Annotated in this window: 24 protein-coding genes and 2 tRNA genes; 16 read left to right on the top strand and 10 right to left on the bottom strand. The window is 39.0% G+C overall.

Annotated elements, in window-relative coordinates:
* Nucleotides 1-611 precede the first annotated feature (611 nt).
* The 7 genes from metA to hisH all read left to right on the top strand — a co-directional run bounded on the left by metA (nucleotide 612) and on the right by hisH (nucleotide 6,659).
* On the top strand, nucleotides 612-1,559 hold the full coding sequence (metA, locus tag D0T84_RS18675) for a homoserine O-succinyltransferase (RefSeq protein ID WP_163309372.1): 948 nt from the start codon (nucleotides 612-614) through the stop codon (nucleotides 1,557-1,559).
* Nucleotides 1,559-2,116, top strand: coding sequence for a cysteine hydrolase family protein (locus D0T84_RS18670; RefSeq protein ID WP_163309371.1), 558 nt, complete (start codon nucleotides 1,559-1,561; stop codon nucleotides 2,114-2,116). The genes metA and D0T84_RS18670 overlap by 1 nt, the downstream gene beginning before the upstream one ends.
* A 379-nt stretch (nucleotides 2,117-2,495) precedes the next feature.
* On the top strand, nucleotides 2,496-4,331 hold the full coding sequence (locus D0T84_RS18665; protein ID WP_163309370.1) for a U32 family peptidase: 1,836 nt from the start codon (nucleotides 2,496-2,498) through the stop codon (nucleotides 4,329-4,331).
* A gap of 202 nt (nucleotides 4,332-4,533) precedes the next feature.
* Nucleotides 4,534-4,953: a VanZ family protein gene (locus tag D0T84_RS18660; protein WP_163309369.1), complete on the top strand. Its 420-nt coding sequence runs from the start codon at nucleotides 4,534-4,536 to the stop codon at nucleotides 4,951-4,953.
* Nucleotides 4,950-5,474, top strand: a complete 525-nt coding sequence (locus D0T84_RS18655; protein ID WP_163309368.1) for a TlpA disulfide reductase family protein — start codon at nucleotides 4,950-4,952, stop codon at nucleotides 5,472-5,474. Before D0T84_RS18660 ends, D0T84_RS18655 begins: the two co-directional genes overlap by 4 nt.
* A 72-nt stretch (nucleotides 5,475-5,546) precedes the next feature.
* Complete coding sequence (locus D0T84_RS18650) at nucleotides 5,547-6,062, top strand: SMI1/KNR4 family protein (protein WP_163309367.1); 516 nt, start codon at nucleotides 5,547-5,549, stop codon at nucleotides 6,060-6,062.
* Between the two features lie 3 nt (nucleotides 6,063-6,065).
* The gene (gene hisH / locus D0T84_RS18645; protein WP_163309366.1) at nucleotides 6,066-6,659 is read left to right on the top strand and encodes an imidazole glycerol phosphate synthase subunit HisH; all 594 of its coding nucleotides are present in this window, start codon (nucleotides 6,066-6,068) and stop codon (nucleotides 6,657-6,659) included.
* Nucleotides 6,660-6,902: 243 nt separating this feature from the next.
* Here the strand turns inward: hisH and D0T84_RS18640 are convergent, their stop codons facing one another.
* Nucleotides 6,903-7,142 (bottom strand): hypothetical protein, encoded by a 240-nt coding sequence (locus tag D0T84_RS18640; protein WP_163309365.1) that lies wholly within the window; start codon nucleotides 7,140-7,142, stop codon nucleotides 6,903-6,905.
* A gap of 238 nt (nucleotides 7,143-7,380) precedes the next feature.
* On the opposite strand from D0T84_RS18640, the gene D0T84_RS18635 reads away from it, so the two are divergent.
* Together D0T84_RS18635 and D0T84_RS18630 are read left to right on the top strand one after the other, a co-directional pair.
* A tRNA-Gly gene (locus tag D0T84_RS18635) sits at nucleotides 7,381-7,453 on the top strand.
* Nucleotides 7,454-7,464: 11 nt separating this feature from the next.
* Nucleotides 7,465-7,546, top strand: a tRNA-Leu gene (locus tag D0T84_RS18630).
* On the opposite strand, the gene D0T84_RS18625 is transcribed toward D0T84_RS18630, so the two are convergent.
* From D0T84_RS18625 to D0T84_RS18615, 3 genes are all read right to left on the bottom strand, one after another.
* Nucleotides 7,538-9,103, bottom strand: coding sequence for a recombinase family protein (locus tag D0T84_RS18625; RefSeq protein WP_163309364.1), 1,566 nt, complete (start codon nucleotides 9,101-9,103; stop codon nucleotides 7,538-7,540). The genes D0T84_RS18630 and D0T84_RS18625 overlap by 9 nt on opposite strands.
* 21 nt (nucleotides 9,104-9,124) lie before the next feature.
* Nucleotides 9,125-9,283 carry a hypothetical protein gene (locus D0T84_RS18620; protein WP_163309363.1) on the bottom strand — a complete coding sequence of 53 codons (159 nt, stop codon included), beginning with the start codon at nucleotides 9,281-9,283 and terminating at the stop codon, nucleotides 9,125-9,127.
* 313 nt (nucleotides 9,284-9,596) lie between these two features.
* Complete coding sequence (locus tag D0T84_RS18615; RefSeq protein WP_163309362.1) at nucleotides 9,597-10,223, bottom strand: recombinase family protein; 627 nt, start codon at nucleotides 10,221-10,223, stop codon at nucleotides 9,597-9,599.
* 243 nt (nucleotides 10,224-10,466) lie between these two features.
* On the opposite strand from D0T84_RS18615, the gene D0T84_RS18610 reads away from it, so the two are divergent.
* From D0T84_RS18610 to D0T84_RS18600, 3 genes are all read left to right on the top strand, one after another.
* Entirely contained in the window at nucleotides 10,467-10,721 is a 255-nt protein-coding gene (locus tag D0T84_RS18610) for a hypothetical protein (protein ID WP_163309361.1), read from the top strand.
* A 303-nt stretch (nucleotides 10,722-11,024) separates the two neighbouring features.
* Nucleotides 11,025-11,510, top strand: coding sequence for an outer membrane beta-barrel protein (locus tag D0T84_RS18605; RefSeq protein ID WP_163309360.1), 486 nt, complete (start codon nucleotides 11,025-11,027; stop codon nucleotides 11,508-11,510).
* Nucleotides 11,511-11,537: 27 nt separating this feature from the next.
* The gene (locus tag D0T84_RS18600; protein WP_163309359.1) at nucleotides 11,538-11,999 is read left to right on the top strand and encodes a hypothetical protein; all 462 of its coding nucleotides are present in this window, start codon (nucleotides 11,538-11,540) and stop codon (nucleotides 11,997-11,999) included.
* A 225-nt stretch (nucleotides 12,000-12,224) separates the two neighbouring features.
* Here the strand turns inward: D0T84_RS18600 and D0T84_RS18595 are convergent, their stop codons facing one another.
* From D0T84_RS18595 to D0T84_RS18585, 3 genes are all read right to left on the bottom strand, one after another.
* Nucleotides 12,225-12,380, bottom strand: coding sequence for an NUMOD3 domain-containing DNA-binding protein (locus tag D0T84_RS18595; RefSeq protein ID WP_163309358.1), 156 nt, complete (start codon nucleotides 12,378-12,380; stop codon nucleotides 12,225-12,227).
* A complete protein-coding gene (locus tag D0T84_RS18590) occupies nucleotides 12,377-13,573 on the bottom strand; it encodes a hypothetical protein (protein ID WP_163309349.1) in 1,197 nt (398 codons plus the stop codon). The genes D0T84_RS18595 and D0T84_RS18590 overlap by 4 nt, the downstream gene beginning before the upstream one ends.
* Nucleotides 13,574-13,785: 212 nt before the next feature.
* Entirely contained in the window at nucleotides 13,786-15,015 is a 1,230-nt protein-coding gene (locus D0T84_RS18585) for an IS4 family transposase (protein WP_163309357.1), read from the bottom strand.
* A gap of 1,089 nt (nucleotides 15,016-16,104) precedes the next feature.
* On the opposite strand from D0T84_RS18585, the gene D0T84_RS18580 reads away from it, so the two are divergent.
* The 4 genes from D0T84_RS18580 (at nucleotide 16,105) to D0T84_RS18565 (ending at nucleotide 20,677) form a co-directional block, all read left to right on the top strand.
* The gene (locus tag D0T84_RS18580) at nucleotides 16,105-18,558 is read left to right on the top strand and encodes a hypothetical protein (RefSeq protein WP_163309356.1); all 2,454 of its coding nucleotides are present in this window, start codon (nucleotides 16,105-16,107) and stop codon (nucleotides 18,556-18,558) included.
* Nucleotides 18,559-18,847: 289 nt separating this feature from the next.
* Nucleotides 18,848-19,015: a hypothetical protein gene (locus tag D0T84_RS18575; protein WP_163309355.1), complete on the top strand. Its 168-nt coding sequence runs from the start codon at nucleotides 18,848-18,850 to the stop codon at nucleotides 19,013-19,015.
* Nucleotides 19,016-19,387: 372 nt separating this feature from the next.
* The gene (locus tag D0T84_RS18570; RefSeq protein ID WP_163309354.1) at nucleotides 19,388-19,984 is read left to right on the top strand and encodes a MarC family protein; all 597 of its coding nucleotides are present in this window, start codon (nucleotides 19,388-19,390) and stop codon (nucleotides 19,982-19,984) included.
* Between the two features lie 6 nt (nucleotides 19,985-19,990).
* Nucleotides 19,991-20,677 carry a helix-hairpin-helix domain-containing protein gene (locus tag D0T84_RS18565; RefSeq protein WP_163309353.1) on the top strand — a complete coding sequence of 229 codons (687 nt, stop codon included), beginning with the start codon at nucleotides 19,991-19,993 and terminating at the stop codon, nucleotides 20,675-20,677.
* A gap of 56 nt (nucleotides 20,678-20,733) precedes the next feature.
* Here D0T84_RS18565 and D0T84_RS18560 read toward each other — a convergent pair whose 3' ends face one another.
* From D0T84_RS18560 to D0T84_RS18550, 3 genes are all read right to left on the bottom strand, one after another.
* Nucleotides 20,734-21,069, bottom strand: a complete 336-nt coding sequence (locus tag D0T84_RS18560) for a T9SS C-terminal target domain-containing protein (protein ID WP_163309352.1) — start codon at nucleotides 21,067-21,069, stop codon at nucleotides 20,734-20,736.
* Between the two features lie 78 nt (nucleotides 21,070-21,147).
* The gene (locus D0T84_RS18555; protein ID WP_163309351.1) at nucleotides 21,148-22,062 is read right to left on the bottom strand and encodes a ribonuclease Z; all 915 of its coding nucleotides are present in this window, start codon (nucleotides 22,060-22,062) and stop codon (nucleotides 21,148-21,150) included.
* 348 nt (nucleotides 22,063-22,410) lie between these two features.
* Complete coding sequence (locus D0T84_RS18550) at nucleotides 22,411-23,748, bottom strand: dihydroorotase (RefSeq protein ID WP_163309350.1); 1,338 nt, start codon at nucleotides 23,746-23,748, stop codon at nucleotides 22,411-22,413.
* Between the last annotated feature and the right edge of the window lie 584 nt (nucleotides 23,749-24,332).

Here is a 24,332-nt window from a genome sequence, read left to right as displayed (position 1 = left end):
CCCCGCCTGCGGAACAGATGCACGGAGTCGCGACGCAACGTCAAGACAGAGGATAGACCCTGCAAATCAGGCGTCAGCCAGCGCCGTTAGCAAGCGTACGGGGTACCCACCCGGTGCAGGCGGCGTAGAATGAAGTGCGGGCGCTTTTAAGCATCGTCTGCCAATTATTGCAATGATGAATCTTTCATCACTTCATTCAGCCGGCAAACCGATGGTGGGTCGTACGGCGAAGCGGGGCGCAATGCTTTTTTGCTTACTTTTGGAGCTTTGGCCAAAAGTAAGGCAAGCAATCTGTGATTGCGCGCAGGATAATTGAACACATAATTTAAACAAAACGGAATACTGATTCACATTAATAATTTATCCCAAACATAAAACAGGAAGGTGTTATCGTCTGATAGCACCTTTTTTGTTGATATTGACTAAAGGCTTTCCGGAGGTTACTTCCAAACCCGCCTTTAAAGGCGTGGCAATTGACTAAAATACAATTATTTGAAATCTTCCGACCATAACCGGGGCAAGCCTGCAATGACAAAAATGTTTTTTTACTTTTGAAACTCTCTCTCTTTTGTTATTTTTATAACTTTGTACCCGAATTAATAGACTACGATATGCCAGTAAATATTCCGAACAATCTTCCGGCTATAGAAATTCTAAAAAAAGAGAATATCTTTGTAATGAATGAGTTAAGAGCACACGAGCAGGACATCCGTCCCCTGAGAGTGCTTATACTCAACCTGATGCCGATAAAAATAATGACGGAGACAGACCTTATCAGGCTGCTGTCTAACAACCCGTTGCAGGTGGAGGTAGAATTCCTGAAACTGGAAACCCATGTTTCGAAAAATACACCGGAAGAACACTTACTGATGTTTTATAAGAGTTTCAGCGAAGTAAAGGATGATTATTACGATGGACTAATAATAACCGGCGCACCTGTAGAGCTATATGATTTTGAAGAAGTAACATACTGGCCTGAGATTTCAGCCATATTCGACTGGGCGCGTACCCATGTTACTTCAACATTGTATATTTGCTGGGCGGCTCAGGCTGCCATGTATCACTTTTACGGTGTAAAAAAACAAATACTACCCGAAAAAATGTTCGGTGTATTCAAGCATATCGCCCACGATAAGAAGTTCCCCCTATTCAGAGGATTCGATGATGAGTTTTATATTCCCCACAGCCGCCATACAACGGTCACACGCGATGAAATACTGAAACACGACGGGCTGAAAATACTGTCCGAATCCGATGATTCGGGTGTAGGTATCGTGATGTCGCGCGGAGGCAGGGAATTCTACCTGACAGGGCATTCCGAATACGCGTCAAATACGCTGAATACGGAATATGTAAGGGATACCGAAAAGGGGCTGCCTATAAAAATTCCCCAGAACTATTACAAAAACGATAATCCGTCTAATCCGCCTATAGTACGCTGGTCGGGACACGGAAACTTGCTGTTTAACAACTGGCTGAATTATTTCGTTTATCAGGAAACGCCTTATGACAAAACAAAAATCAAAGACCTGGGAGACATTACACAATTAAATGAATAATGAAAAAAGCGCTTCTTATAATAGATATCCAAAACGAATACTTTGCCGGAGGCAGAAAAACCCTTGCCGGTGCGGAGGCAGCAAGTGAGAATGCAAAGCTGGTACTGGAAAACTGCCGTAGAGAAGGGATTCCCGTAATACATATCCAACACATAAATAATAGAGAAGGAGCTACTTCCTTTTTGCCGGAATCGGCAGGGATAGACATTCACAAAAACGTAAAACCCCTCGAAGGAGAAAAAGTAATAATAAAGCACTGGCCGAATAGTTTCAGGGAAACCGGACTTTTAGAATACCTTCAATCTTTAGAAATCCGCGAGCTTATTATTTGTGGAATGATGACTCATATATGTATCGATACCACTGTACGTGTTGCTAATGACTTTAAGTTTATAAATCTCCTGATTGGCGATGCCTGCGCAACTTTAGACTTGCAAATAAAAGATAAAAAGACTGATGCTGAAGATGTACAGAATGCTTTTTTGGCTGCTTTGAATGGTTCTTTTGCTACGGTAGTAACTACCGGGGAGTATCTGAACAAGGAGTATTTAAACTAAAATATGAATCTCGACTGAGTAACTGTTTAAATTTTATACGAATATTTTATTATACCTTTTTCTTCGTTCATTTTTAGTCTGTTTTCGGCTGTTTTTTCCTTTCTCTCAACTCAACCAACGGTCACAGGAGCGAAGCGTATGTAAATAGCCCGCTATTATCGTTTCGAGGAAGAAAAAAACAGCCGAAAACAGCTCTAAAAATTTGAACGAAGAAAATTTAAACAGTTACTGAATGGCCGATAAATTTATCTATATGTAGGGGCAAGCGCTTCCTGCCCGAATAATAAAAAGATGAAGAGTCAAAAAGTAACACTCAAGAACAAACAAAAAACTGTCACTTTTGTCACTTTTCAGTTAAAAATTTAAAGGAGAATATCACTTGTTGAAAAATAGAAAAATAGAATTACTAGCCCCTGCTAAAAATCTGGAGTGCGGTATCGAAGCTATCAATCATGGCGCGGATGCCGTATATATCGGCGCTCCAAAATTCAGTGCGCGTGCTGCCGCCGGAAATACATTCGGAGATATAAAACAACTGGCTGAATATGCGCACCTGTACAACGCAAAGGTATATGTAGCCCTGAATACCATACTGAATGATAAGGAACTGAAAGAAACGGAGGCCTTAATATGGCAGTTGTACAATGAGGCGAAAATAGACGCGCTGATAATACAGGATATGGGAATAACGATGCTCAACCTCCCTCCTGTCGCCCTGCACGCCAGCACGCAAATGGATAACAGGAATGTGGAAAAAGTGACGTTTCTGGAACAGGCAGGCTTTAAGCAAATAGTGCTTCCCCGCGAACTGACAATAGACGAGATACACGATATAGCAGCACAGGTAGATACACCGCTTGAGGTGTTCGTTCATGGCGCGCTGTGCGTGTGTTACAGCGGGCAATGTTATCTGAGCCAGGCTCTTTCGGGACGTAGCGCCAACAAGGGCGCATGTGCCCAGTACTGCCGCCTGCCTTATACCCTGACAGATGCAGAGGGTGAAGAAATTATGGCTAAAAAGCATTTCCTTTCTATGAAAGACCTGAATCTTTCCGACAATATGGAAGAGTTGCTCGAAGCCGGAGTCACCTCCCTGAAAATAGAAGGGCGGCTCAAAGATGTTTCCTATGTGAAGAATGTAGTGGCCTATTATCGCCGGAAACTGGACGAGATTTTCAAAAAACATCCTGAATATTTGCAGGCATCGTCAGGCCGTCCGGATTATACGTTTGAGCCGAATCTTGAGAAAAGTTTTAACAGGGGATTTACCAAATACTTCCTGCACGGCCGTACAAAGAATATATGGTCGCTGGATTCTCCCAAGTCGGTAGGCGAACCTATCGGGAAAATCTCGGAGATCACGACCAAATACATAAAAATAAACAGCACGAAGAAGCTGCATAACGGAGACGGGCTTTGCTTCTTCAACAACCATAAAGAGCTGGAAGGCATCAATGTAAACCGTGTAGAAGGCGACTTTATTTACCCTGCCAGCGTTCCGGAACTTAAAAAAGGAACATTTGTCTACCGTAATTACGACCATGAGTTTGAAAAGCTACTGTCTAAAAAATCGGCAGAGCGGAAGATAAGCGCCAAGATAGAAGTGAACGAAATACCCTTCGGCTTCTCTCTACAGATTACCGATGAGGATGACAATTATGCCATCCTGAATTTTGAACAGGAAAAGCAGCCCGCGCAAAAAGACCAGACCGAAAATATACGGAATAACCTGAGCAAAACAGGAAACACGATATTCAGGATAGAGGATGTCAATATCAGTTTCAACGACAGTTGGTTCATCCCCGCGTCCATACTTTCGGAATGGAGGAGGCAGCTTACGGACAAATTGTTATCGGTGCGGAAAATAAATTACCGTCAGGATATTGTTCCGCATAAGCAAACGGCTCATGCCTTTCCGGTAAAGTACATTACATATCTGGGCAATGTGATGAATGACAAGAGCCGGCAATTCTATGTACAGCACCAGTCTATGGTGAGCCAACCGGCTTTCGAGAAGCAGGCGCAGGATGACGTTCCGCTGATGTTTACCCGCCACTGTATCAAACAGTCGCTGGGCTGGTGCCCGGTGGAAGGGAACGAAAAACATCCTTATAAAGAACCGTTTTATCTGATGTATAATAATACAAGGTTAAGGCTGTCTTTCGACTGTAAGAATTGCGAAATGAAGGTATACGACCAGACGGGTAACCCGTAAAAAAGACGGATACAAAAAACGTGAAAATATTTTTAACAATCCACAAAAAGGAATACAAAATATAGAGATATTTTCTATACCTTTGACGGCTAAGGTCGCAGGCCTATTAATTACTATTGTAAGTGAAACAATGTGAAGCATTTATGCCTCAGCAATAAATTATAGATTTTTATCCGTTACTTATGTAATATTGCGGAATCCTATGTTAAAGAAAATATTCAGGTACACATGGCCGCCACTGGTTATCGCTATCATCATTTTTTATTTGTGCTGTCTTATTCCATCTAATGACATACCCGAAGTCGGGTTCGAATTTTTTATGCCTACAGATAAGATAGTGCATTTTTTGATGTATTTCGGGTTGGCAGTAGTAGCTTCATTCAATTATATCTACGATAAGAGAGGGAAGATTATAATACTTAGGCTCATTGTCTTTGCCGTATTTGTCCCTATTATTTACGGTGGGTTGATTGAAATTATTCAGGAAAAATATTACCCTGAAAGAAGTGGCGACTGGTACGATTTTTGGGCGGATATGCTGGGAGCTTTGGCCTCCCTTCCTTTTTCGTTTTGGTTCAGGAGATTTTTATTAAACAGGGAATTAAGAGAACAAGAAGCATGAAAAAATCACTTATTTTCATAATCGCTTTATTTATTTCGATAAATATATTCTCACAGGAGAAGAACGACTACCAGTACAAGGTAAAAGTCGGCGACATGGCTCCCGACTTCGAAATGAACCTTCCATCCGGAGAAACAGTGAGGCTGTCTTCGCTGAGAGGAAAAGTGGTCATGCTACAGTTTACGGCAAGCTGGTGCGGTGTATGCCGCAAAGAAATGCCGCATATAGAAAAGGAGATATGGCAGAAGCATAAAGACAATCCTGACTTTGCGCTGTATGGCATCGACAGGGAGGAACCGGCGGAGACCATCCTGAAATTTGCCAAAGCGACAGGCGTTACTTACCCTATCGGGCTCGATCTTAAGGGCGATATATTTACCACCTTTGCCGAAAAGGAGGCTGGTATCACACGCAATGTTATCATCGGCAAAGATGGGAAAATAGTTATGCTGACACGGCTCTTCAAAATGGAGGAGTTTAACGAAATGGTTACACTGATAGATTCGTTACTGGCTAAGTAAAGCCATTGGCTGGTTTGTTATTTGTAAGTAGGACAACAAGAGTAAGTTATAACTCTTATCTATTACCCGGTCATGTTTAAAACAAAAGAAATAGAGAATCTCTTGAATACTTGTGAAAAGAGAGAGAATACCTTATCCGATATTAGCAAAATATCGATAGATGATAAAGATTACCTTTACTACATATCGGCCTACAAAGGCTGTGAAATAACGCCGGATATCAGGATATTGGGATATAAGGAATCGTTGAACGCGAACAATTATATATTAAAAAATTATCCCGATACTGCCTGTAGGGTATGGAAAATAGGGCATTCGGGTATAGGAGACGAATGGTTTATCAACAAAAAATCCCATTCTGTCCTCTTTTTCGATCACGATCAGGGAGAATATACCGGTGCCGAATTTACCGACCTGGAAATAACATTTAATGATTTTTTCCGTATGAGCTTTTTGCTCCGCTCATTAGAAGATTTTCTGGATGATAATACCTCTTATGACCTGATGAAGGTGGAAAAGGCATTCAAATCGGAAATGAACAGGATTAGCCCGAAGTTGTACGAAAGATACCCTTATAATTGGATTTAAACGATGGATGTAGTAATTATAAAATATAACGCAGGAAATATATTCTCAGTCGACCATGCTTTCAAACGCCTGGGCGTGGAGGCTACAGTCACAGGAGATAAAGAGCTGATACAAAAAGCCGACAAAGTCATTTTTCCCGGAGTAGGCGAGGCCAGTTCGACAATGCATTACCTGAAACAAACAGGATTGGATACACTCATTCCTGCATTGAAGCAACCCGTTCTGGGCATTTGCCTTGGTATGCAGCTAATGTGCTCACATTCTGAGGAAGGAGACGCTGACTGCCTGAACATATTCGACGCGCAGGTAAAACGCTTTCTCCCTCAACGGCATGAAGATAAAGTACCTCACATGGGTTGGAATACGATTACTGATGTAAAGAGCGCCATATTTGACGATACACTGGAGAATGAGTTTGTCTATTTCGTACATAGCTATTATGTGGCTATGGGCGAGCATACCGCGGCTACAACAGACTATACGCTGCCGTTCAGTGCCGCCATGCACAAGGATAATTTTTATGCGACCCAGTTCCACCCCGAAAAGAGTGGAAGTGTAGGCGAAAAGATATTAAGGAACTTTCTGGATATAAAGTAAGTAACTGTTTAAATTTTATACGAATATTTTATTATACCTTTCTCTTCGTTCATTTTTAGTCTGTTTTCGGCTGTTTTTTCCTTTCTATCAACTCAACCAACGGTCACAGGAGCGAAGCGTATGTAAATAGCCCGCTATTATCGTTTCAAGAAAGAAAAAAGCATCTCTAAAACATCTCTAAAAATTTGAACGAATAAAATTTAAACAGTTACTAAGAAAAGGTTCGTATATAAACCTGTACTATCATTGTGTATGGTAGTTTCTCTTGATGTACTCTACTATCTTATGAATGTCAACAGAGGTTTTGCCCATGATATACATGCAAATCAGCTCGCATTCCTCTATTTCGGTCAATTCATATACTTTATCCGGACTGGCTGTGCGCCTCCTGATTACTTCTATGATAATTTTCTTCCTTAATTTCTGCAAGACCAGATCATCTTGCTTCGTTTTTGGTTTTATTGTTCCGTTTAATGTGCTCATAACATGACAGTAGAGTTATTACCAGACCATTCAGATTCAAGTTCAGCTAAAGATAATGAAAAATAATTATGGTATAAACAGCAAATATTTAAAGAAATTGTTAAGATGCTGTCAAACATAAAAGGCTGCCCGATAGCAGGATATATACTCACACGGAAAAAGATTGATATTTGGATAAATTATATGCGTATTTTTTTGGACTATGTGCAGAAAATATACTAATTTTACACAGCCAATTGCGAAAGTAGCTCAGTTGGTAGAGCACGACCTTCCCAAGGTCGGGGTCGCGGGTTCGAGCCCCGTTTTTCGCTCGAAAAAAGATGCGCATGTGGCGTAATGGTAGCCGCGCTGTCTTCAGGTGGCAGTGGCCTACGGTCGTGGGGGTTCGAGTCCCTTCATGCGCACTGAGAGCGACAAATTGAAGATTTCTTCTTTTTGTCGCTTTTTTCGTTTTTGTAAGTTGCTATTTCTGTGTTGATTAAATGAAAGAATGAATTGGGCTTTGGAGTTCGATAACCTTTGATTTCTTGGTTATAGAAAACACCCTCAGGAAATACTAAATTCTGCAATTTTTCTTTCTTTACAATATCAAAATCATTCCATAAACCACCTAATTTACAAGACATTTGCAGTGCATAATCTACATATGGCTCGTAGTTCGATAAATTTATTTCAGCAATTTCAAGTTTTTGCTTCAAATCATTCAACTGTGGTTCAAATTCATTGCGTACAGCATCATATATATCTTTCTCTATTTCTCCACACCCATACTTAACTTTGGCTGTTTGTACTTTATTCTCAATCTCTGTAATTCTCGTTTTAAACTGTTTCTGTTGGTTTATAGCAATCTTATTCCATTCGTTAAACAAATCCTTCATCATAGATGTGAGAGTAGGCTTAAACTCATTTGGAATACTGTATGAACGCAACATATTAGAATATTGATTATGGAGCATTTCGCCTGCATAATTCTTACGACAACCAATAGTATTGCACTTATAATATATGAAGCGACCTTTGGCTGTATATGCTGTTAATGCTTCCCCACAATGGGCGCAAAATATGTGTCTTTTTAATGGGTAGTTATCATTTATACGTTCGTGTTTATAAGCGTATTTCTTTGCTGTAACTATACCATTTGCCAAATCAAATAATTCATCAGAAACAAGAGGTTTGAAGTTGGTAGCTTTTACCAACTCGTCCCCTAACATCTTATGTTTGATATACCCTTTATAAAATGGGTTTCTAAAAATCTTAGACAATTCTTGTTTGGTTAGATTTAATCCTTCCTCGCTTCTTAGCTTGAACAGGATTTCACTATTTGCTAAATTGTCATAGGCTTTCCATTCAAAAGCCTTTCTAATAGATTCACCTTCTTTATTAATGGTAATTTTGGTAGTTTCTTTACCATTGGTAGTCTCTTTTACTTTCGTGTAACCAATTGGTGGCTTAAACGTACAGATACCTTTTTCTAACTTATTCTTTATCCCTGTAAGACATTTCTTTCTACGTTGCATATTATCATACTTTCCCATGATAAAGTGTATATCCTGCATCAATACACCTGAATCAGTTGAGGTATCTATTGGCTGTGTAACAGAGTGTAAATATATGCCTTCTTCCAATAATTCATCTTTTAATACAATAGCACCACCCCCACTTCTTGAAAATCTATCCAAGTCAAAGACTAATATTGTATTAATCTTACTATTTCTTCTGGCATCAGCAATCATTTTGTTAAACTCTTTTCTGTCATCAGTTTTAGCCGATTCGAAAGTCAATCCATAAGAATGTACTATCTCAACGTTATTTCTTGTTGCATAATCAATAATATAATTCATCTGCGTTTCTATGCTGCAATTATTATCAAACTGTTTCTTTGTTGATACTCGTGCATACGTGTAGGCAAATAAGCCTTCTTCTATTTTAGTTCTTTGTGTTTTTATTTTACTTTTTTTCATCATAACTTGTTTTACGTGTTCTTATTTCTCTTTTTTATTCATTCTAAATTGCTCATAAGTAATTTGAGCATACATATACATTTGGTTTAATACAGACTTCAATTCTTTTTCATCTGTAAATTCTATATTATTCTTTTTGAAAATTTCTTCATATTTTCTAATTTGTTCTTCATTAAACATTCATAAAGATTTTACACCTTTATTTTTTCCACAATAGCAATGCTATTGGTATTATTTTTTAAGTAAAAAATACCAACTAACATATATCAGTAAGCTACTGGGTGACTACTATCTATGTTTGTGTTTTAACTAATATTTGCAATTATACCTTTTTTATTTTTGATTCCCAAATTCTGGGGCAAATTTTTTCTGGAATTTTTTTGAGAGAGCACACGCGCAAGATAATGTACTCGATTTTTGGGGGTAGGTCTTTTTCATTTATTAGTCAGATGGATACCTTGGTAGGGGGTAGGTAGGGGATACCCCCTATCTGTTAGACAATAGCTTTCACTTTACGCAAAGTATTAACTGACGTTCCTGTTATCTTTTGTATGTTTCTTAGGCTATATCCTTTTCTAAGTAGTTTAATATCTTCTGCATATTGGTTTTTCATTGCTTCATTATCCTTTCTGTAACCAACTTTACGCCCTACGTTGCCTCCATTTGCTAAATGGTTCTTATATCCACTTTCAACACGTTCACGAATGGTCTTGCGTTCCATGCGTGCGACTTCTGCAAGTATTGTTATAAGAAATTGGGACATGGGATTTATATTACCATCTGGTAATAAAGTTTCAATGTTATAGTTCTGTATGAATACAGATATTTTGCTTTGGTTGAACAATTCGATAGCTTGCAAGACTTGTAATGTATCACGACCCAGACGACTAAGCTCTGTCACTAAGACTTTATCTATATTATTGGTATTAACAAACTCAATTAATTCCATTAACGCAGGACGCTCTGAGTTCTTTTTAGCACCACTAACCTGCTCTGCGAACACTTTTGCAATCTCATAGTTATTTTGGCTTGCAAAGGCTGTTAAATCGTTTATTTGACGTTGGTAATCTTGTGTCCCATTTGTAGAACTTACTCTTGCGTATATGGCTACTCGTTTCATCTTGATTTTCATTAAAGAAAGTAGGGAGCATTATCCTGTTACTGCATTTGAGATTTACCAGATTTCAGGGAGAACAGGATAAAAGCGTCCCCACTTATTATTACAACACAAATATAGTTGTTATATGTGATATATCAAATATTTTTGATTGCTATTTTAGTTAAAAATGGTTGAAATAAAAGATATATCAAATATTAATATGTAATTTTAGACTTTACAAGTCCAATAAACCCTATATTAAAGATGGATATAAAGAAAGAGAAGAAGCCAATAACGATATATCATGTACATTTCTTTGGTGTAGATGATATTACCCAAAGTGATTATTACTTTGGCAGTATCTCAGCTATATTTGAGCATTTTGAAAAATCAGAGATTGGCATACAGGCATCAAGTTTATATAACTATAACTTCGATGAGGTAACCAATCCCATCTATGAGAATAAGAAATGCAGAATAAGGAAGAGCATATTAATTACAAAATCTAAATCAAAATAGTTGATATAAGTAAAATATATATACTTTTGTACTGGGTTCGTGAATAAGGTGTTATTCAGTCCCAATTTATTGATATTATAAGAGACATTTAATCCATCATTCCTGAACCTGGTAAGTTAAGAATGCAGCATGGATAGTCCAAATGTTCCATTTCTCTATATGACAGTATAGGGGATATGGGATTGTAGACTATTGCTGCATACGTTACCAGGCGTCAGGGGTGAATAGTTTTACAATTTCCATGTCCCTTTCTTTATTTTAAACTGTTCGTTTGGGGAATTGGTGAACACAAACTTCATAATTATGAAAAATTTGTTTATACCATTGTTAATGGTATTTGTATGTGGTAGTATCTATGCACAGGATACTAAAAACTCTTTACAAGCTAATATTCTGTATGGTTCTAAGATTAAAACTGCAGGTTTTGGTTTAACTTTCAATCTCACAGGAAAGAAACATGAATTTTCGCCATCTATCAATGTCTTCCTTCCCAAAGATGATATCAAAGTTCGAGAAATCAATTTTGACTATCATCGTTTGTATAGGATTGGCGACAAAGTCAAAGTATTTCCTATTGTTGGCTTTGCATTATCTGTATGGGATGGCTTTGGTGGAGAAGGAGATAGTGCCTTAGGCGACAATGATACTAAATTTGGCGCAAATCTTGGTCTTGGTGGTCGCTATTCAATCAATGAGAAATTTGATGCTGGGTTTCAACTTAAATATAGTGCCATGTCTTCTTCTGGTTCACAAGCAGTTCCTATGCTTACAATAGGTTATAAATTATAATCACAAACTTAATTAATATATAGAATTATGAAAAAGACCAACTTCAAATATTCAATTTATTTAGTGTTATTATTAATATCAGGTTTTACTTTCTCGTCTTGTTCTGATGATGACGAAGAAGAAAATTCAAATATTGAAAATATTCTCATTGGTAAATGGCAGCCTGTTAAAATTTCAGACGAACCTATTATAAATGATGAGTTATTTTCTCCACTTAAAGATGATATTTTAGAATTCTCATCAGATAAGACTGTTTATTATGATGAGAATAAAACTTATTATGGTTTTGCCAATAAACCAATATATGACAGTTATAAAAGTACGTGGTCTGTTCGAATAGAAAAATTTGAATCACACGAATATCAGATACTTAATTTTAAAGATGATGGTGTATTCTTTTTCAGCGAAGACTTTATAATTGTTTCAATTAGCGATACGAAACTTGTCATTAATAATGGATTGGAATACGAATTCACTCGAATTAAATAATCAATGTAACCTTTTAGGTTAAGTTCACACAAATAAGAATGTATCAATAAGTCTATTTATAGATTATATTGATACATTTTTATTTTCACACAAAATTATCACAAATATATGATAATCATCTTTTGATGATTATTTTTGTCGTACAGGATAACAGGATAATCCTCACGCCTGATTTTCCATGTAAATAGGCGAGTTTACGAAAATTACGAGTAACGCAGGTGTCAATCACTCCAATTTTGCCCAAAATTCGATAAGGCTTTTACTGATTTTTTGGCGATGGGTAGGGGAAAGGGGCTTTCCAAAATTAGGATTTTTGTTGCCCTTTAATGATTCACTAATTTTCTTTTTATGTTCTTCTGATAACTTTCTACTTGTTCTCATGGATTATTGTAGTTTAAATACTTATTGATATTATTATTGATATTATTATTGATATTATTATTGATATTATTATTGATATTATTATTGATATTATTATTGATATTATTATTGATATTATTATTGATATTATTATTTATCTTATTTATAAATATTTCATGTTTATATTTTATCTCTTTATATTGATTAATATATTCATTTATAATATTGTTTTTCATATTATTGATTTCATTTTCTGACTGTTGGGGTAGTAATATTGTATCTGGGAGGGTAGGTTGTAATATACCCTCTGAGGGTACAATATGAGGTTTCTCTATTAGCTGTATTTTTGTCTTTTTCTTACTTGTCCCTTTGGATATTGTTATTAATCTGTCGAGATACTCAAAATAGAAATCAACCAAAAATTGAGCGTTTAAAATATCTTCAAATGTAATAGGTCTTTTGACTTTCTGGCAATACCTTCTTATCTCTTCATACTTAAATCTTATTTCAGCCCTGTATATATTTTTACATTTTGGGTTTTTCTCTTTATGGAACTTTAATATATATTCCTTTCCTGAAATATTTGAGATATCCTTGCCTTTATCATAACAACATAGTTCAGATGTGTCTTTCTTCTTCTTTTTTATTAAAATCGTCCTTATCTCAAATTGGTTATCTAACGAGCCTTTATGCCAATAAGTAATTTCATCTATAATCTTCTTTCTGTCGTATCTGATAGAGCCTATCAATTTTACAGTATTATCTTTGTTTTTCAGATTTTGCCTGATTGTTTTTTCAAAGTCAACCTTATAGCTATCCATGGCTATATCTATTTCTTTGAAGTTGTTTATTGACAGGTTTAAGTCATTAAGTATTGAGGGGATATATTTTAAGGTATCATTATAAAATACCTCATTGTTAACTAAAAATTTCAATTTGCCCGTATAAATACTACCATAGTGTAAGGCAAAGTTTATTATGCCTATCAAGTATTTCTTATGATATACTTGATATGAATGCTTGTATCTATTTGAGGGGTCTATTGTTCGTTTCAACTTGGTATTTCCAAATTGGAAATCATCACAATAATAATACTCTGAATTGTGAGTTACCACATAATCAAAATTATCTTCTACTGTCGAAATGCAGCTAAATACTAATTTGTCAAGTACAATTGTAGCTGTTGGTTTCTTACTTTTTCTTTCATATTTCATTAATTAAAAAATTTATACTCTTATTATTTTTAAGTACACTATGGTACAGTCCATATAATTAAATATAGAATTACTGAGGAAATTGTAAATAGTTAAGGGAAATATTTTATTGGGTTATATCCATAAAGTTAATCATTGTTGTCCGCTAAAAGCAGAAAGCTTGCCTATTTTAGACATATCCTCTTGTATATCAGTGTTTGTTTTTCGCATAATCAAAAGTAAGCCCCCTGTATTTCAGGGAATAGAGAATTTTGATATTTCATTTTTTGTTTGTTGATTATGCATCTCCAACTACCTTCGGGGTCTTCCAAAAAGCTGTAAATGTTGATATAACTCATCAGCTGTTGACGGATTACGGACACCATGTTTGAAAAAGCCCATGGACGTTTAACTTTGCTCCTGACAAGTGCAATCAACAGATTGGCTAGCATGGATATCCAAATTTGTATTTCAATGGCGTTCTGATTGTCTCCCAAGAAGTATTTTAACGGGAAATTCTGTTTCAATTGCTTAAAGAGCAGCTCTATTTGCCAACGTTTTTTATAAATCAAGGCTACTTTTTCGGCAGGCAACTTCAAGTTGTTGGTTATAAACTCGAATAACTGCCCGTTTTGCGCATCCCAATAAGCAATTCTGCGACTTGGATGTACAAGTTTCCCGTTTTCTCCGTAATGTAGTATTATCTCTTCGTCTTTGAGCACACCGCTGTCCGAGCTTTCGGGGATATCGAATTCTTCGCCGGCATCGTATCGGGCATTATCCTTTAGCCGGGTTACATAAAATACGCCTTCTCTGGTAAAACGTTCGTATTGAGCATAGTCAACATAACCCTTGTCGAAAGTTATAAAAGAGCCTTTCTCCAAATGCACTTCCGAAAGTAAAACGTGATCATGGCGTACGGCTTGCGTATATCTTACCAGGCAAGGCATGTTATAACTCAGGTCTATGATGGTGTGCGCCTTTATCCCGCCTTTCTTTTTCCCTTCCTTGGACAGGCGCCCGCAACCTTTCAAGATATCTTTGAACAGGCTTATGGTGGTCGAATCCATTGCGTAAAGCCGTTTTACGTCAATCCCTGTCAAACGGCTGTCCGATAAACTTGTTGAATGTTTACGATACACTTCCATATAAATATCTCCGAATATAGCACTTTTGCGTCGTGCGTTGGCATCGGAAAGTGTACTGCGACGAACCATGTAATCCAATCCCAAATGAGACAACTTATGGGCGTTACTCAACATGCCGATAACAAGCTCGCGAATGGAATGATAGCCCTCTATAATACCGAAAAGCATAACGATCAAATGTTTACGCGTGTCAAACTTCTTGACATAGTATTCACCATCATGTTTTTTCGCAATCTTGCTGATATTTACACCCTGTATGAAAATTAACAGCTGATTCAATATCGGCTGTCCGATAAAATCCCTACTTTTGCTCATGAGCTTAATTTTGTTTTGTTGCTACTACAAAGATAAGCAGAAGAGCGGATTTTTTATTTTTTAAAAGTTCGCTCTGTTTTTTAGCGGACAGTAGTGATAATATATAATGCTTTGTTCAATACAAACTCTAATGCCTGTCTAAATCTTTTAGATAGGCATTTGCATATATGAAGGATACGTAGTGGCGTATCGATTTTTTATTCTTCGCTCGTTCATATCTTTTTACTTAATAATGCGGATAAGTATTTAAAATAAACGAACTGCTTGCCATAACTATATTTTTACCTACTTTTGTTCTTGAAAGAAGAAAGAAGAAAGAAGCCTGCCTGTCACTACTATAGTGACAGGCAGGCTTCTTTTATTGATGACTGCAAATATAAGGAATCCTACCCTCTTAACGATTATCAATTCACGTATATTTATTGCTTATTCACGCCTTTTTGACTCATTGTCAGCCTTCACTGAAAATATTATCAGCTCCCCTAAAATGGTCAAACATCCTGACTTATAGATGTTTAACAAATTGTTTGACAATTATCCACCCTTATTTATAAGCCTCATATCCAACTGATACTTAATACATTCAGAAACCCCTATTTTCTGTCTGTCACTATAGTAGAGACAGACAAAATAAGACAATAGTATTTTCCTGATAACAAGCAGGAAATGAACGAACTAAACAGCAAAAAAACAAATGCACCTACAGCTACAATCTGATAAGGATAAAACATGGAAGAGTAATCTCTTTACGAATAAAAATATAATAAAAAAGCATAACAGCCGGGGAGGCGATATTACCGTCTTGTTGTCTTCAACAATGTTGTCTTATTTGTCTTCACTTATTCTGCCCGCCGCTTGCGAAAGTAGTAGGCGGAGCCTCCCCGTAATATACCCCTTCCTGCCTCCCCCGATAGGGGAGGTAGCGCGAGGCGGTCAATACAAATCAAATTTAAATATAATAAACAGAGCCTCTGCTTCCCCCTCTCCTGTGGAGAGGGTTGGGGTGAGGTGTATTATTCATCTTTCCATCTCTCCAGTCTCCTCCCCATTTGGGGGAGGCCGGGAGGGGGTGGCTTAAAAATTACTTTTATGAAAACCAAAACACAAAACAAAAGTACAGTCAGAGGCTTTTGGCGGCTGATAGCCGTTATTGCAGCCTGCTGGCTTCTGAGCCCTCATATGGGGGCGCAGGTAACCGTAGGGGGGAGTACCTCCCCTCAGGATTTTTCACTGCTGGAAATAGTGACTGCTTATACCGATGGAGTTAAAGCTGACGGGGGCAGTAGTAATGGAGGCCTTCGTCTTCCACGCCTGACTACAGCCCAGCGTGATGCTGTGCAAGCTTCCTTTGGCAGTGAAACTACAGGTAAAGCTAAAGGGCTGACTATCTACAATATTAGCAACGACTGTGTGGAAACATGGAACGGGGCAAAGTGGATCAGTATATGTGCTGATGCCTCGCCAATATGTGTACCTATCACTGATGTAACCATTGGTGGAACAACAACCTATACCACAGGCAGTACTATAAACCTGACAGCCAATGTCGCGCCTGCAGGAGCAACATCTGCATCCTATCAATGGAACAAAGACGGAACCCCTATCCCGGGTGCAACAGGAGCTACATACAACAAGGCCTCCTGTACATCAGCCGATGCGGGTAGCTATACGGTGACTGTATCAAACAGTTGTACCAGCCCGGCAATAACCAGTACAGCAACAAGTGTGACTGTAACCGATGCTTGCGCAGGAAAGGCCATATCCACATCAGGTGGTAACCTAACCCAGTCTATCAATCTGGGCAGTGCCATAACCGGGGTAACCTTCACCACAGGCACAGGCGGAGCAAACATTACTGTTACTGGTCTGCCAACAGGGGTAACGGCATCGGGTAACGGCACCAATGCAGTCCTAGTTTCAGGTACGCCAACTGTAGCCAATGCTTATTCGATAACAGCAACTACAGATGCCGGCTGTACGGACGGAAGCAAAACTTTAGCCCTTACAGTAACCGATGCTTGCGCAGGAAAGGCCATATCCACATCAGGTGGTAGCCTAACCCAGTCTATCAATCTGGGCAGTGCCATAACCGGGGTAACCTTCACCACAGGCACAGGCGGAGCAAACATTACCATAACAGGTCTGCCAACAGGGGTAACGGCATCGGGTAACGGCACCAATACAGTCCTAGTTTCAGGTACGCCAACTGTTGCCAATGCTTATTCGATAACAGTAACTACAGATGCCGGCTGTACGGACGGAAGCAAAACTTTAGCCCTTACAGTAACCGACCCATGTGCCGGAAAGGCCATATCCACATCAGGTGGTAGCCTAACCCAGTCTATCAATCTGGGCAGTGCCATAACCGGGGTAACCTTCACCACAGGCACAGGCGGAGCAAACATTACCATAACAGGTCTGCCAACAGGGGTAACGGCATCGGGTAACGGCACCAATACAGTCCTAGTTTCAGGTACGCCAACTGTTGCCAATGCTTATTCGATAACAGTAACTACAGATGCCGGCTGTACGGACGGAAGCAAAACTTTAGCCCTTACAGTATCATCCGTTCCGGCATTCTCTCCTGTTTACAATGTAAATCCAGGTACAACTACACTAAATGTAGATGGTGCCTTTATACAGGGTACTACTGATAATAAAGACCGTGGTACAACAGTAAACCATAGTTCAATGTCAGCCGGAGTATTCCGCTATACAGGAGGAAGCGGGCAAAACTTCAGCACAATTACTACCACTGCAAATGGTGTTACGGTAACCGTTTCTTCGGCAACCGGCAAACTGGCTAATGGCGCTGGAGAATTAGCTATAAATGTTTCGGGCAAACCCACTATTGCAGGTAAGGCGTTCGATATTCCAGTAACAGTGCTTGGCCGACAGTTATATGTACGTGTACATGTCGGCTGTGGAGCTTATATTAGTTCAACCCGGACAGTACCTTCAACCAATGGTGACCCGGCATGGTTGCAGTTCCAGTGCTTCAACTTAGGGGTTACGAACAAAAGTCTTAACCCGCTCACGCCAAGTACTAGCCTGTATGGATCTTACTACCAGTGGGGAAGAAGTACTGCCGGCTGGATTTCTGATAGTGGAGTATCTTCTAACACAGCTTGGGGCAATGGTACTATGGATGTAAATCCCCCAAGAGGCACCGATGATCCTTGTCCTACAGGCTGGAAAGTTCCATCTGTACAGCAATTAATTAATTTGTGGAATGGAAATCTTGAAGGCGGTCTTTTCGACGAGATTAGCTCTAATAATAAGGTAACATGGTTGTCTGGTGCAGGTGGAGCATTAATTGGTAAAAATTTGTTTTTACCAGCCACAGGATTTTTCGATAAAAATGAAAATATAATAGACTTTCAGGGAGAAGAAGCACGATATCATTCATCCAACATTACTACAGTTATATGGGCATCACCCTATATTCTAAGATTTTATAATCATCCGTCAGATGGCGCTTCCGCATGGGCGGAACAAGGTCAAAAGCCTTCGGCGCTTTATATTAGATGTGTAGCTAACTAAACAACCATTCTCTGGGGTTACAAACCAGGAGTGGCCGGAAGATTCTAAACAATTACATTTCAATCAATTGTTACGATTTAAAAGTCATAAATAACGAATCGAGTTTATATAGAATATACAAAATATTGTTTAATGAAAAAATCTTCCAGCCAACACTGATCTGTAAGTCACTCTGTTCAAAATGACAAAAGATAAGGGATAATACTTTTTGGATAGTCCCAACAATAACCAATAATCCCGCAGGTAGAACCGACTACCTGCGGTTTTTTTCATATACATTCATCCGGTTTTGTCTATAGAAATATTGCAAAGGTACGGCAAACCACCTCCGTCCTTAGCGGTTTACAATCCCGAAGTTCCTACTATGAGTATTTACAATCCGCATATAAAATTATCCCGCAGGCCGTTGGTTCTGCCTGCGGGAACTGGTAGGGGCGACCTGCCGGTCGCCCGTTAATACAGTTTTCATTGTTCATTTCGGGCGACCGGCAGGTCGCCCCTACGATTCATCCACCCGTAGGGACAGGGTTCTACCCTGTCCGCAGTCCTACCCTGTCCGTAAATAATATCGCAACCGTTTAGATAAACGGACAGGGCAAAGCCCTGTCCCACGGTGATAAAAAAAGAATAGAATTATCTATTAGTAGCAGTTACAGGTTATAATGAGAAGAAAAGGTAACAGAGAAAAACAATGAAAAAAGTGTCACCTTTGTCACTTTTTAACAAAAGCACTCAGCTGCAAATAACACAGGTTATTTTATAGCAGAGATCAATGTAATATTGAACCAAATTTACGTATCTTTGTTAAACCTTAAAAAAAGTAAATATTATGGAATTAGGTATAAATTTGACACAAATACTCAGTGCGTTCGTAGTTCTGTTCGTTTTGATCGACGTATCGGGCTCTATTCCTATATTCCTTAGTTTCAAAGGAGAAGGACGCGATGTAAATCCTTTACAGGCGGCAATCTATTCGTTTATCATTATGACAGCCTTTCTGTTTGTCGGCAAATGGGTATTGAACATGTTCAATGTGGATGTGTCTTCATTCGCTGTAGCCGGGGCGCTGGTTATCTTCATCATATCGATAGAGATGATATTCGGTGTGGAGATTTTCAAGAATGACGCTCCCGGAGGATCGAAAACGCTTGTCCCTATCGTATTCCCTTTGATAGCCGGTCCCGGAACATTTACGGTATTGCTGTCGATGCGTGCCGAATATGACGTATCAAATATCATTATAGCGTTATTCCTCAATATGATAATCGTATTCCTCGTACTCAGGTACCTCAATGTGGTAGAGAAGCTACTGGGTATAGGCGGGGTATATGTATTGAGGAAGTTTTTTGGCGTCATTGTTATGGCCATAGCCGTTAAGCTGTTTACATCGAATATCAATTCCTTAATAGCCAGCCTTAGCAACTAAGAGTACATGAAGTGGAAAGATTATTTGTATATACAAAAAGGCGATAGAGTCGCTATCATCTTATTGCTTATACTAATAGTCGTAGCAGGGGGAATATGCATCCTTACGTCTCAAAAAACAGGAACAAACCGGCAACTCACAAATACTGAAGAAGACGAAAAATTCCGAAACTTCGCCGCAAATCTGAAGGACAGGGATACTTCCAAAGTTTTCGTTGAATCAGGCTATATATACAAGGATGAGATAAACAAGGCACGCTATCCTAAATATATCCCTCAGGAAAAGCTGAAATTCGGGGAAACTGTGGAAATCAACAGTTCCGACACGTCAGACCTGAAAAAGATACCCGGAATAGGGAGCGGATATGCAAACCGCATCGTCAAATACCGCAACCTGGTCGGGGGCTTTTACAGCCTAAGCCAATTGAAAGAGGTATGGGGTATAGATGATGAGTTGTATAATAACATCACGCCATACCTTACAATAACACCTAAGGTAAAGAGGCTAAAGGTAAACCATGCGCCCTTTGAAGAACTGAACAGGCATCCGTATATCAACTACAAACAGGCTAAGGTTATAGCAGATATACGTGAGCGCAAAGGCAATATAGAATCCATAAACAGGTTATCCTTACTGGATGAATTTACCGAAGCGGATATAAGGAAACTGAGCCCTTACCTGTCCTTTGAATAAAGAAAAAGCAGCAGGAAAGAATCCCACTGCCAAACTAAATAAATATATAGGTTTGTTTATCTCACGATTACTTTCTGGGCCACCTTACCGGCTTTGAGTATATATAAACCTTTTGGCAGGTCGAGGTAGCACCCTCCTACACAGGTTTTTAAGTTTACGCTTGTAACCCTTACGCCCAAGATACTATACACTTCAAGGTATCCGGTAGTGGGAACATTTTCCATTATTATCTTAGAGGTACCGTTTATCATAACCTCTAAATACATTGTTTTATCTTGTTGTCCGCTGGCAATAGGAAATATGTTTGAAGGAAACTCCGCGTTAGCTGAACTAACTGATAAAGAGACACCTGCAAACAGCAAAATGAATAATATCTTTCTGTATTTTACCATTATCCACATTCCTAATTGTCACAAATATAGGCATTAAAGATTATAAAAAGATAAAATTAGAAAAAAAATTAAAGTATTTTACAATTTTTCACGGAGACCTTCGTTAGCCAAAATTGTTTCGGGGAAGATTTCCCTTGCTTCATCCAGCAAAACCTGATTATCAGGGTAACGCGCGGAGAAATGACCCAACATTAGTTTTTTAACATTCGCTAACTTCGCAATCTGCGCCGCCTGCCGTGCGGTAGAGTGTCCGGTCTCTTTAGCCCGCGCCGCATCCGAATCGGCAAAAGTAGCTTCATGATACAACAGGTCGGCTCCCTCGATAACAGGGACTACCTTTTCGCTATATGCCGTGTCGGAACAGTAGGCGTAAGAACGTGCCGGTTCGGCAGGTGTAGTCAGATGCGTATACGGGACAACCTTGCCCTCATCCGTTACAAAGTCAGCGCCCTGCTTTATTTTAGCCAGTTCTTTTAAAGGGATGTTATAAAACTTTATCATATCGGCAATCAGATGCGGTTCTTTCTGCTTCTCATGAAAGATGAACCCGGCACATGGCACACGGTGCTTCAGCGGAATAGTTTTTACCGATACGGAACGGTCGTCATAAATCACTTCGCTTTTCTTCGGGTCGAAAGTCTCTATCTTAACCTTAAAAGGATTATCCTTACAAAAGAAATCGATTTCGGGACGCAGCACTGTTTCCAGTCCGGCCACCGAATAGATAGTCAGGTCGCCTGTACGCCCCAACAGCGCCAGGGTAGATATAAGCCCTATCAGCCCGAAGCAATGATCGCCATGCAGATGCGATATAAAGATATGGTTGAGCCTGCCAAAGCGGAGCTTATTCCGCCTGAACTGCAATTGAGTTCCCTCCCCGCAGTCTATCATAAAAAGCTTGTCACGCACATTCAGTACCTGAGAAGAAGGATTATGTAAAGTAGTGGGTGTAGCAGAACCACACCCTAATATATCAAGTTCGAACTTTTCCATTATTCAATGTGTATCAGCAATTTAATTAGTCGTTTTACATACGCTTCGCTCCTGTGAACGTTGTTTGTCGTGACTCGGCAGAACATAAATCTTAATCCTGCCCTCGCTACTTAAAAACGTTCTTTTCTTATCTTTATCTGCGCGCAATCACAGATTGCTTGCCTTACTTTTGGGCAAGGCCAAAAGGAAGGATAAGCCCGGGAAGGCGCGGCAGCAAGGAGCTAATGATAAAAGTTTTAAACCAAGATAGCTTTTATACAAAAAAATTAATGAACAATATCCGGTTATAAATGAAAATAGCACAAATAGGCACTATCCCCCCTATGTCAATCCAGCTAAAAAAAGCCACTACCGGTCAAACCGAAGCCTCTCGCCTCTAATTTCATTCACTATGCCATTTTCAAAGGCTATCTTTCCATTCAGGAAGGTTTTCTCTATAGATGCAGACATCGTTTCGCCTTCCAGTGGAGCCCATTTACATTTATAGAGGATATTTTCCTTTGTTATCGTGTAAGGTCTGTTCGGATTTACCAGCACCAAATCGGCAAAGTAGCCTTTACGGATAAAACCACGCTTATGAACCTGAAACATTACCGCAGGAGCATGGCACATTTTATTTACAACCTGCTCTTTGGTTATCTTACCCCGTTTTACCTGCTCTAGCATCATCTGCAACGAATGTTGTACCAATGGCCCTCCCGATGCAGCCTTCAGGGCACCTCCCTGCTTTTCTTCCAGCAAATGTGGCGCATGGTCTGTTGCGATAACATCCAGTTTTCCTTTTAGCAGGCCTTGCATCAAAGCACCCCTATCCTGCCTTGTCTTTACCGAAGGATTCCATTTTATACGCGTTCCGTATTTGGAATAATCCTCATCGCAGAACCATAAGTGGTGCACGCATACCTCCCCTGTTATCTTCTTTTCGGCAAGAGGCTTTATATCGAAGAGGCTTATTTCCTTTTCTGTGGAAAGATGTAGAATGTGTAGACGGGTCTGGTATTTGTCCGCCAGTTCGACTGCCTCGGCTGAAGAGCGATAACATGCTTCGGCGCTACGGATAAACGGATGGTACTGGATCGGAATATCCTCCCCAAACTCAGCCTTATACTTAGCGATATTTCCCCTTATTATCTCCTCTTTTTCACAGTGGGTAGCTATCAGCATATCCACCTCGGCAAAGATAGCCTGCAATACCTTTTTGTCATCTACCAGCATATTGCCTGTGGATGAACCCATAAATACTTTTACTCCACAAACTTCTTTCCGGTTAACTTTTTTCAGTTCGGTAATATTATCATTCGTTGCGCCCATATAGAACGAATAGTTCGCATAAGACTTCTCCGCGCCCAGTTCAAACTTTTGCTCAAGCAATTCTATCGTGGTGGTCTGTGGATTTGTATTGGGCATCTCCATAAAGGAAGTAACCCCTCCTGCTATGGCGGCACGGCTCTCGCTGGCAATATCGCCCTTGTGGGTCAGTCCCGGTTCACGAAAATGCACCTGATCGTCAATTACCCCGGGTAACAGCCACAAATCTTTTGCGTCTACTATGGTGGCTTTATTCAGGATGGCTTCAGGTACTTCTTCCGTCCTGTATATTTCAGATATAACATCTCTTTCTATCAGTATAGAACCCACGAAGGATATTCCTTCGTTGATGATTGTTGCTCTATGTATAAGTATCATAATCTAAATGTTTTCTACAAAGATAAGAAAAAGGAATATTATTGAATGAAAGTGACGAATAACCTGTAAAGGCAACTGATATGCAAAAACACAAATCATTCAACGATAAATGATTATATATAAAAAGTGACAAAAGTGACATCTTTTTTATTCTTTTTATCTGTTACTTTCTATCTCTAATTATATCAAAGAACACTCTATAATAAGACAATTTCTTTATGTTTTGATGAATTGATATCGTAAATCAAATGTGTAAAACACAACATTCTTCATTGTAGGAGGGTGTGTCATAAGTATTTTTCCATATCTATTTACATACGCTCCGCTCCTGTGACCGTTGGTTGTCATGTTGAGTGCTCATTATTTACCAATAAACCAAACGATAATGACGATAAAAATCTTTTCTTTGAAAAAAACTCATGGCAGTGTAGCACCAGTTCAACTAATGTTAATATACTTGCTGTTGAGTCTTGCTTCAAAGAAAGGTAGACCAAATATTGGTGATTCTCTTGATAAAAAGAATAATTCCCGGATGGTAGCATACTTGCATTTTATGCCTGTTTACTTCTTTGAGCCATGAGTTT

It is taken from the genome of Dysgonomonas sp. 521 (assembly GCF_010501055.1).
In the GTDB taxonomy this organism is placed as follows: Bacteria; Bacteroidota; Bacteroidia; order Bacteroidales; family Dysgonomonadaceae; genus Dysgonomonas.
The sequence above is the reverse complement of the archived record's forward strand: the minus strand, read 5'-3'. Positions and strand labels throughout refer to the sequence as shown.

Coding starts and splice junctions, on each gene's coding strand:
- metA (WP_163309372.1), top strand. CDS start 612: ATGCCAGTAAATATTCCGAACAATCTTCCGGCTATAGAAATTCTAAAA.
- D0T84_RS18670 (WP_163309371.1), top strand. CDS start 1,559: ATGAAAAAAGCGCTTCTTATAATAGATATCCAAAACGAATACTTTGCC.
- D0T84_RS18660 (WP_163309369.1), top strand. CDS start 4,534: ATGTTAAAGAAAATATTCAGGTACACATGGCCGCCACTGGTTATCGCT.
- D0T84_RS18655 (WP_163309368.1), top strand. CDS start 4,950: ATGAAAAAATCACTTATTTTCATAATCGCTTTATTTATTTCGATAAAT.
- D0T84_RS18650 (WP_163309367.1), top strand. CDS start 5,547: ATGTTTAAAACAAAAGAAATAGAGAATCTCTTGAATACTTGTGAAAAG.
- hisH (WP_163309366.1), top strand. CDS start 6,066: ATGGATGTAGTAATTATAAAATATAACGCAGGAAATATATTCTCAGTC.
- D0T84_RS18640 (WP_163309365.1), bottom strand. CDS start 7,142: ATGAGCACATTAAACGGAACAATAAAACCAAAAACGAAGCAAGATGAT.
- D0T84_RS18625 (WP_163309364.1), bottom strand. CDS start 9,103: ATGAAAAAAAGTAAAATAAAAACACAAAGAACTAAAATAGAAGAAGGC.
- D0T84_RS18620 (WP_163309363.1), bottom strand. CDS start 9,283: ATGTTTAATGAAGAACAAATTAGAAAATATGAAGAAATTTTCAAAAAG.
- D0T84_RS18615 (WP_163309362.1), bottom strand. CDS start 10,223: ATGAAACGAGTAGCCATATACGCAAGAGTAAGTTCTACAAATGGGACA.
- D0T84_RS18610 (WP_163309361.1), top strand. CDS start 10,467: ATGGATATAAAGAAAGAGAAGAAGCCAATAACGATATATCATGTACAT.
- D0T84_RS18605 (WP_163309360.1), top strand. CDS start 11,025: ATGAAAAATTTGTTTATACCATTGTTAATGGTATTTGTATGTGGTAGT.
- D0T84_RS18600 (WP_163309359.1), top strand. CDS start 11,538: ATGAAAAAGACCAACTTCAAATATTCAATTTATTTAGTGTTATTATTA.
- D0T84_RS18595 (WP_163309358.1), bottom strand. CDS start 12,380: ATGAGAACAAGTAGAAAGTTATCAGAAGAACATAAAAAGAAAATTAGT.
- D0T84_RS18590 (WP_163309349.1), bottom strand. CDS start 13,573: ATGAAATATGAAAGAAAAAGTAAGAAACCAACAGCTACAATTGTACTT.
- D0T84_RS18585 (WP_163309357.1), bottom strand. CDS start 15,015: ATGAGCAAAAGTAGGGATTTTATCGGACAGCCGATATTGAATCAGCTG.
- D0T84_RS18580 (WP_163309356.1), top strand. CDS start 16,105: ATGAAAACCAAAACACAAAACAAAAGTACAGTCAGAGGCTTTTGGCGG.
- D0T84_RS18570 (WP_163309354.1), top strand. CDS start 19,388: ATGGAATTAGGTATAAATTTGACACAAATACTCAGTGCGTTCGTAGTT.
- D0T84_RS18565 (WP_163309353.1), top strand. CDS start 19,991: ATGAAGTGGAAAGATTATTTGTATATACAAAAAGGCGATAGAGTCGCT.
- D0T84_RS18560 (WP_163309352.1), bottom strand. CDS start 21,069: ATGGTAAAATACAGAAAGATATTATTCATTTTGCTGTTTGCAGGTGTC.
- D0T84_RS18555 (WP_163309351.1), bottom strand. CDS start 22,062: ATGGAAAAGTTCGAACTTGATATATTAGGGTGTGGTTCTGCTACACCC.
- D0T84_RS18550 (WP_163309350.1), bottom strand. CDS start 23,748: ATGATACTTATACATAGAGCAACAATCATCAACGAAGGAATATCCTTC.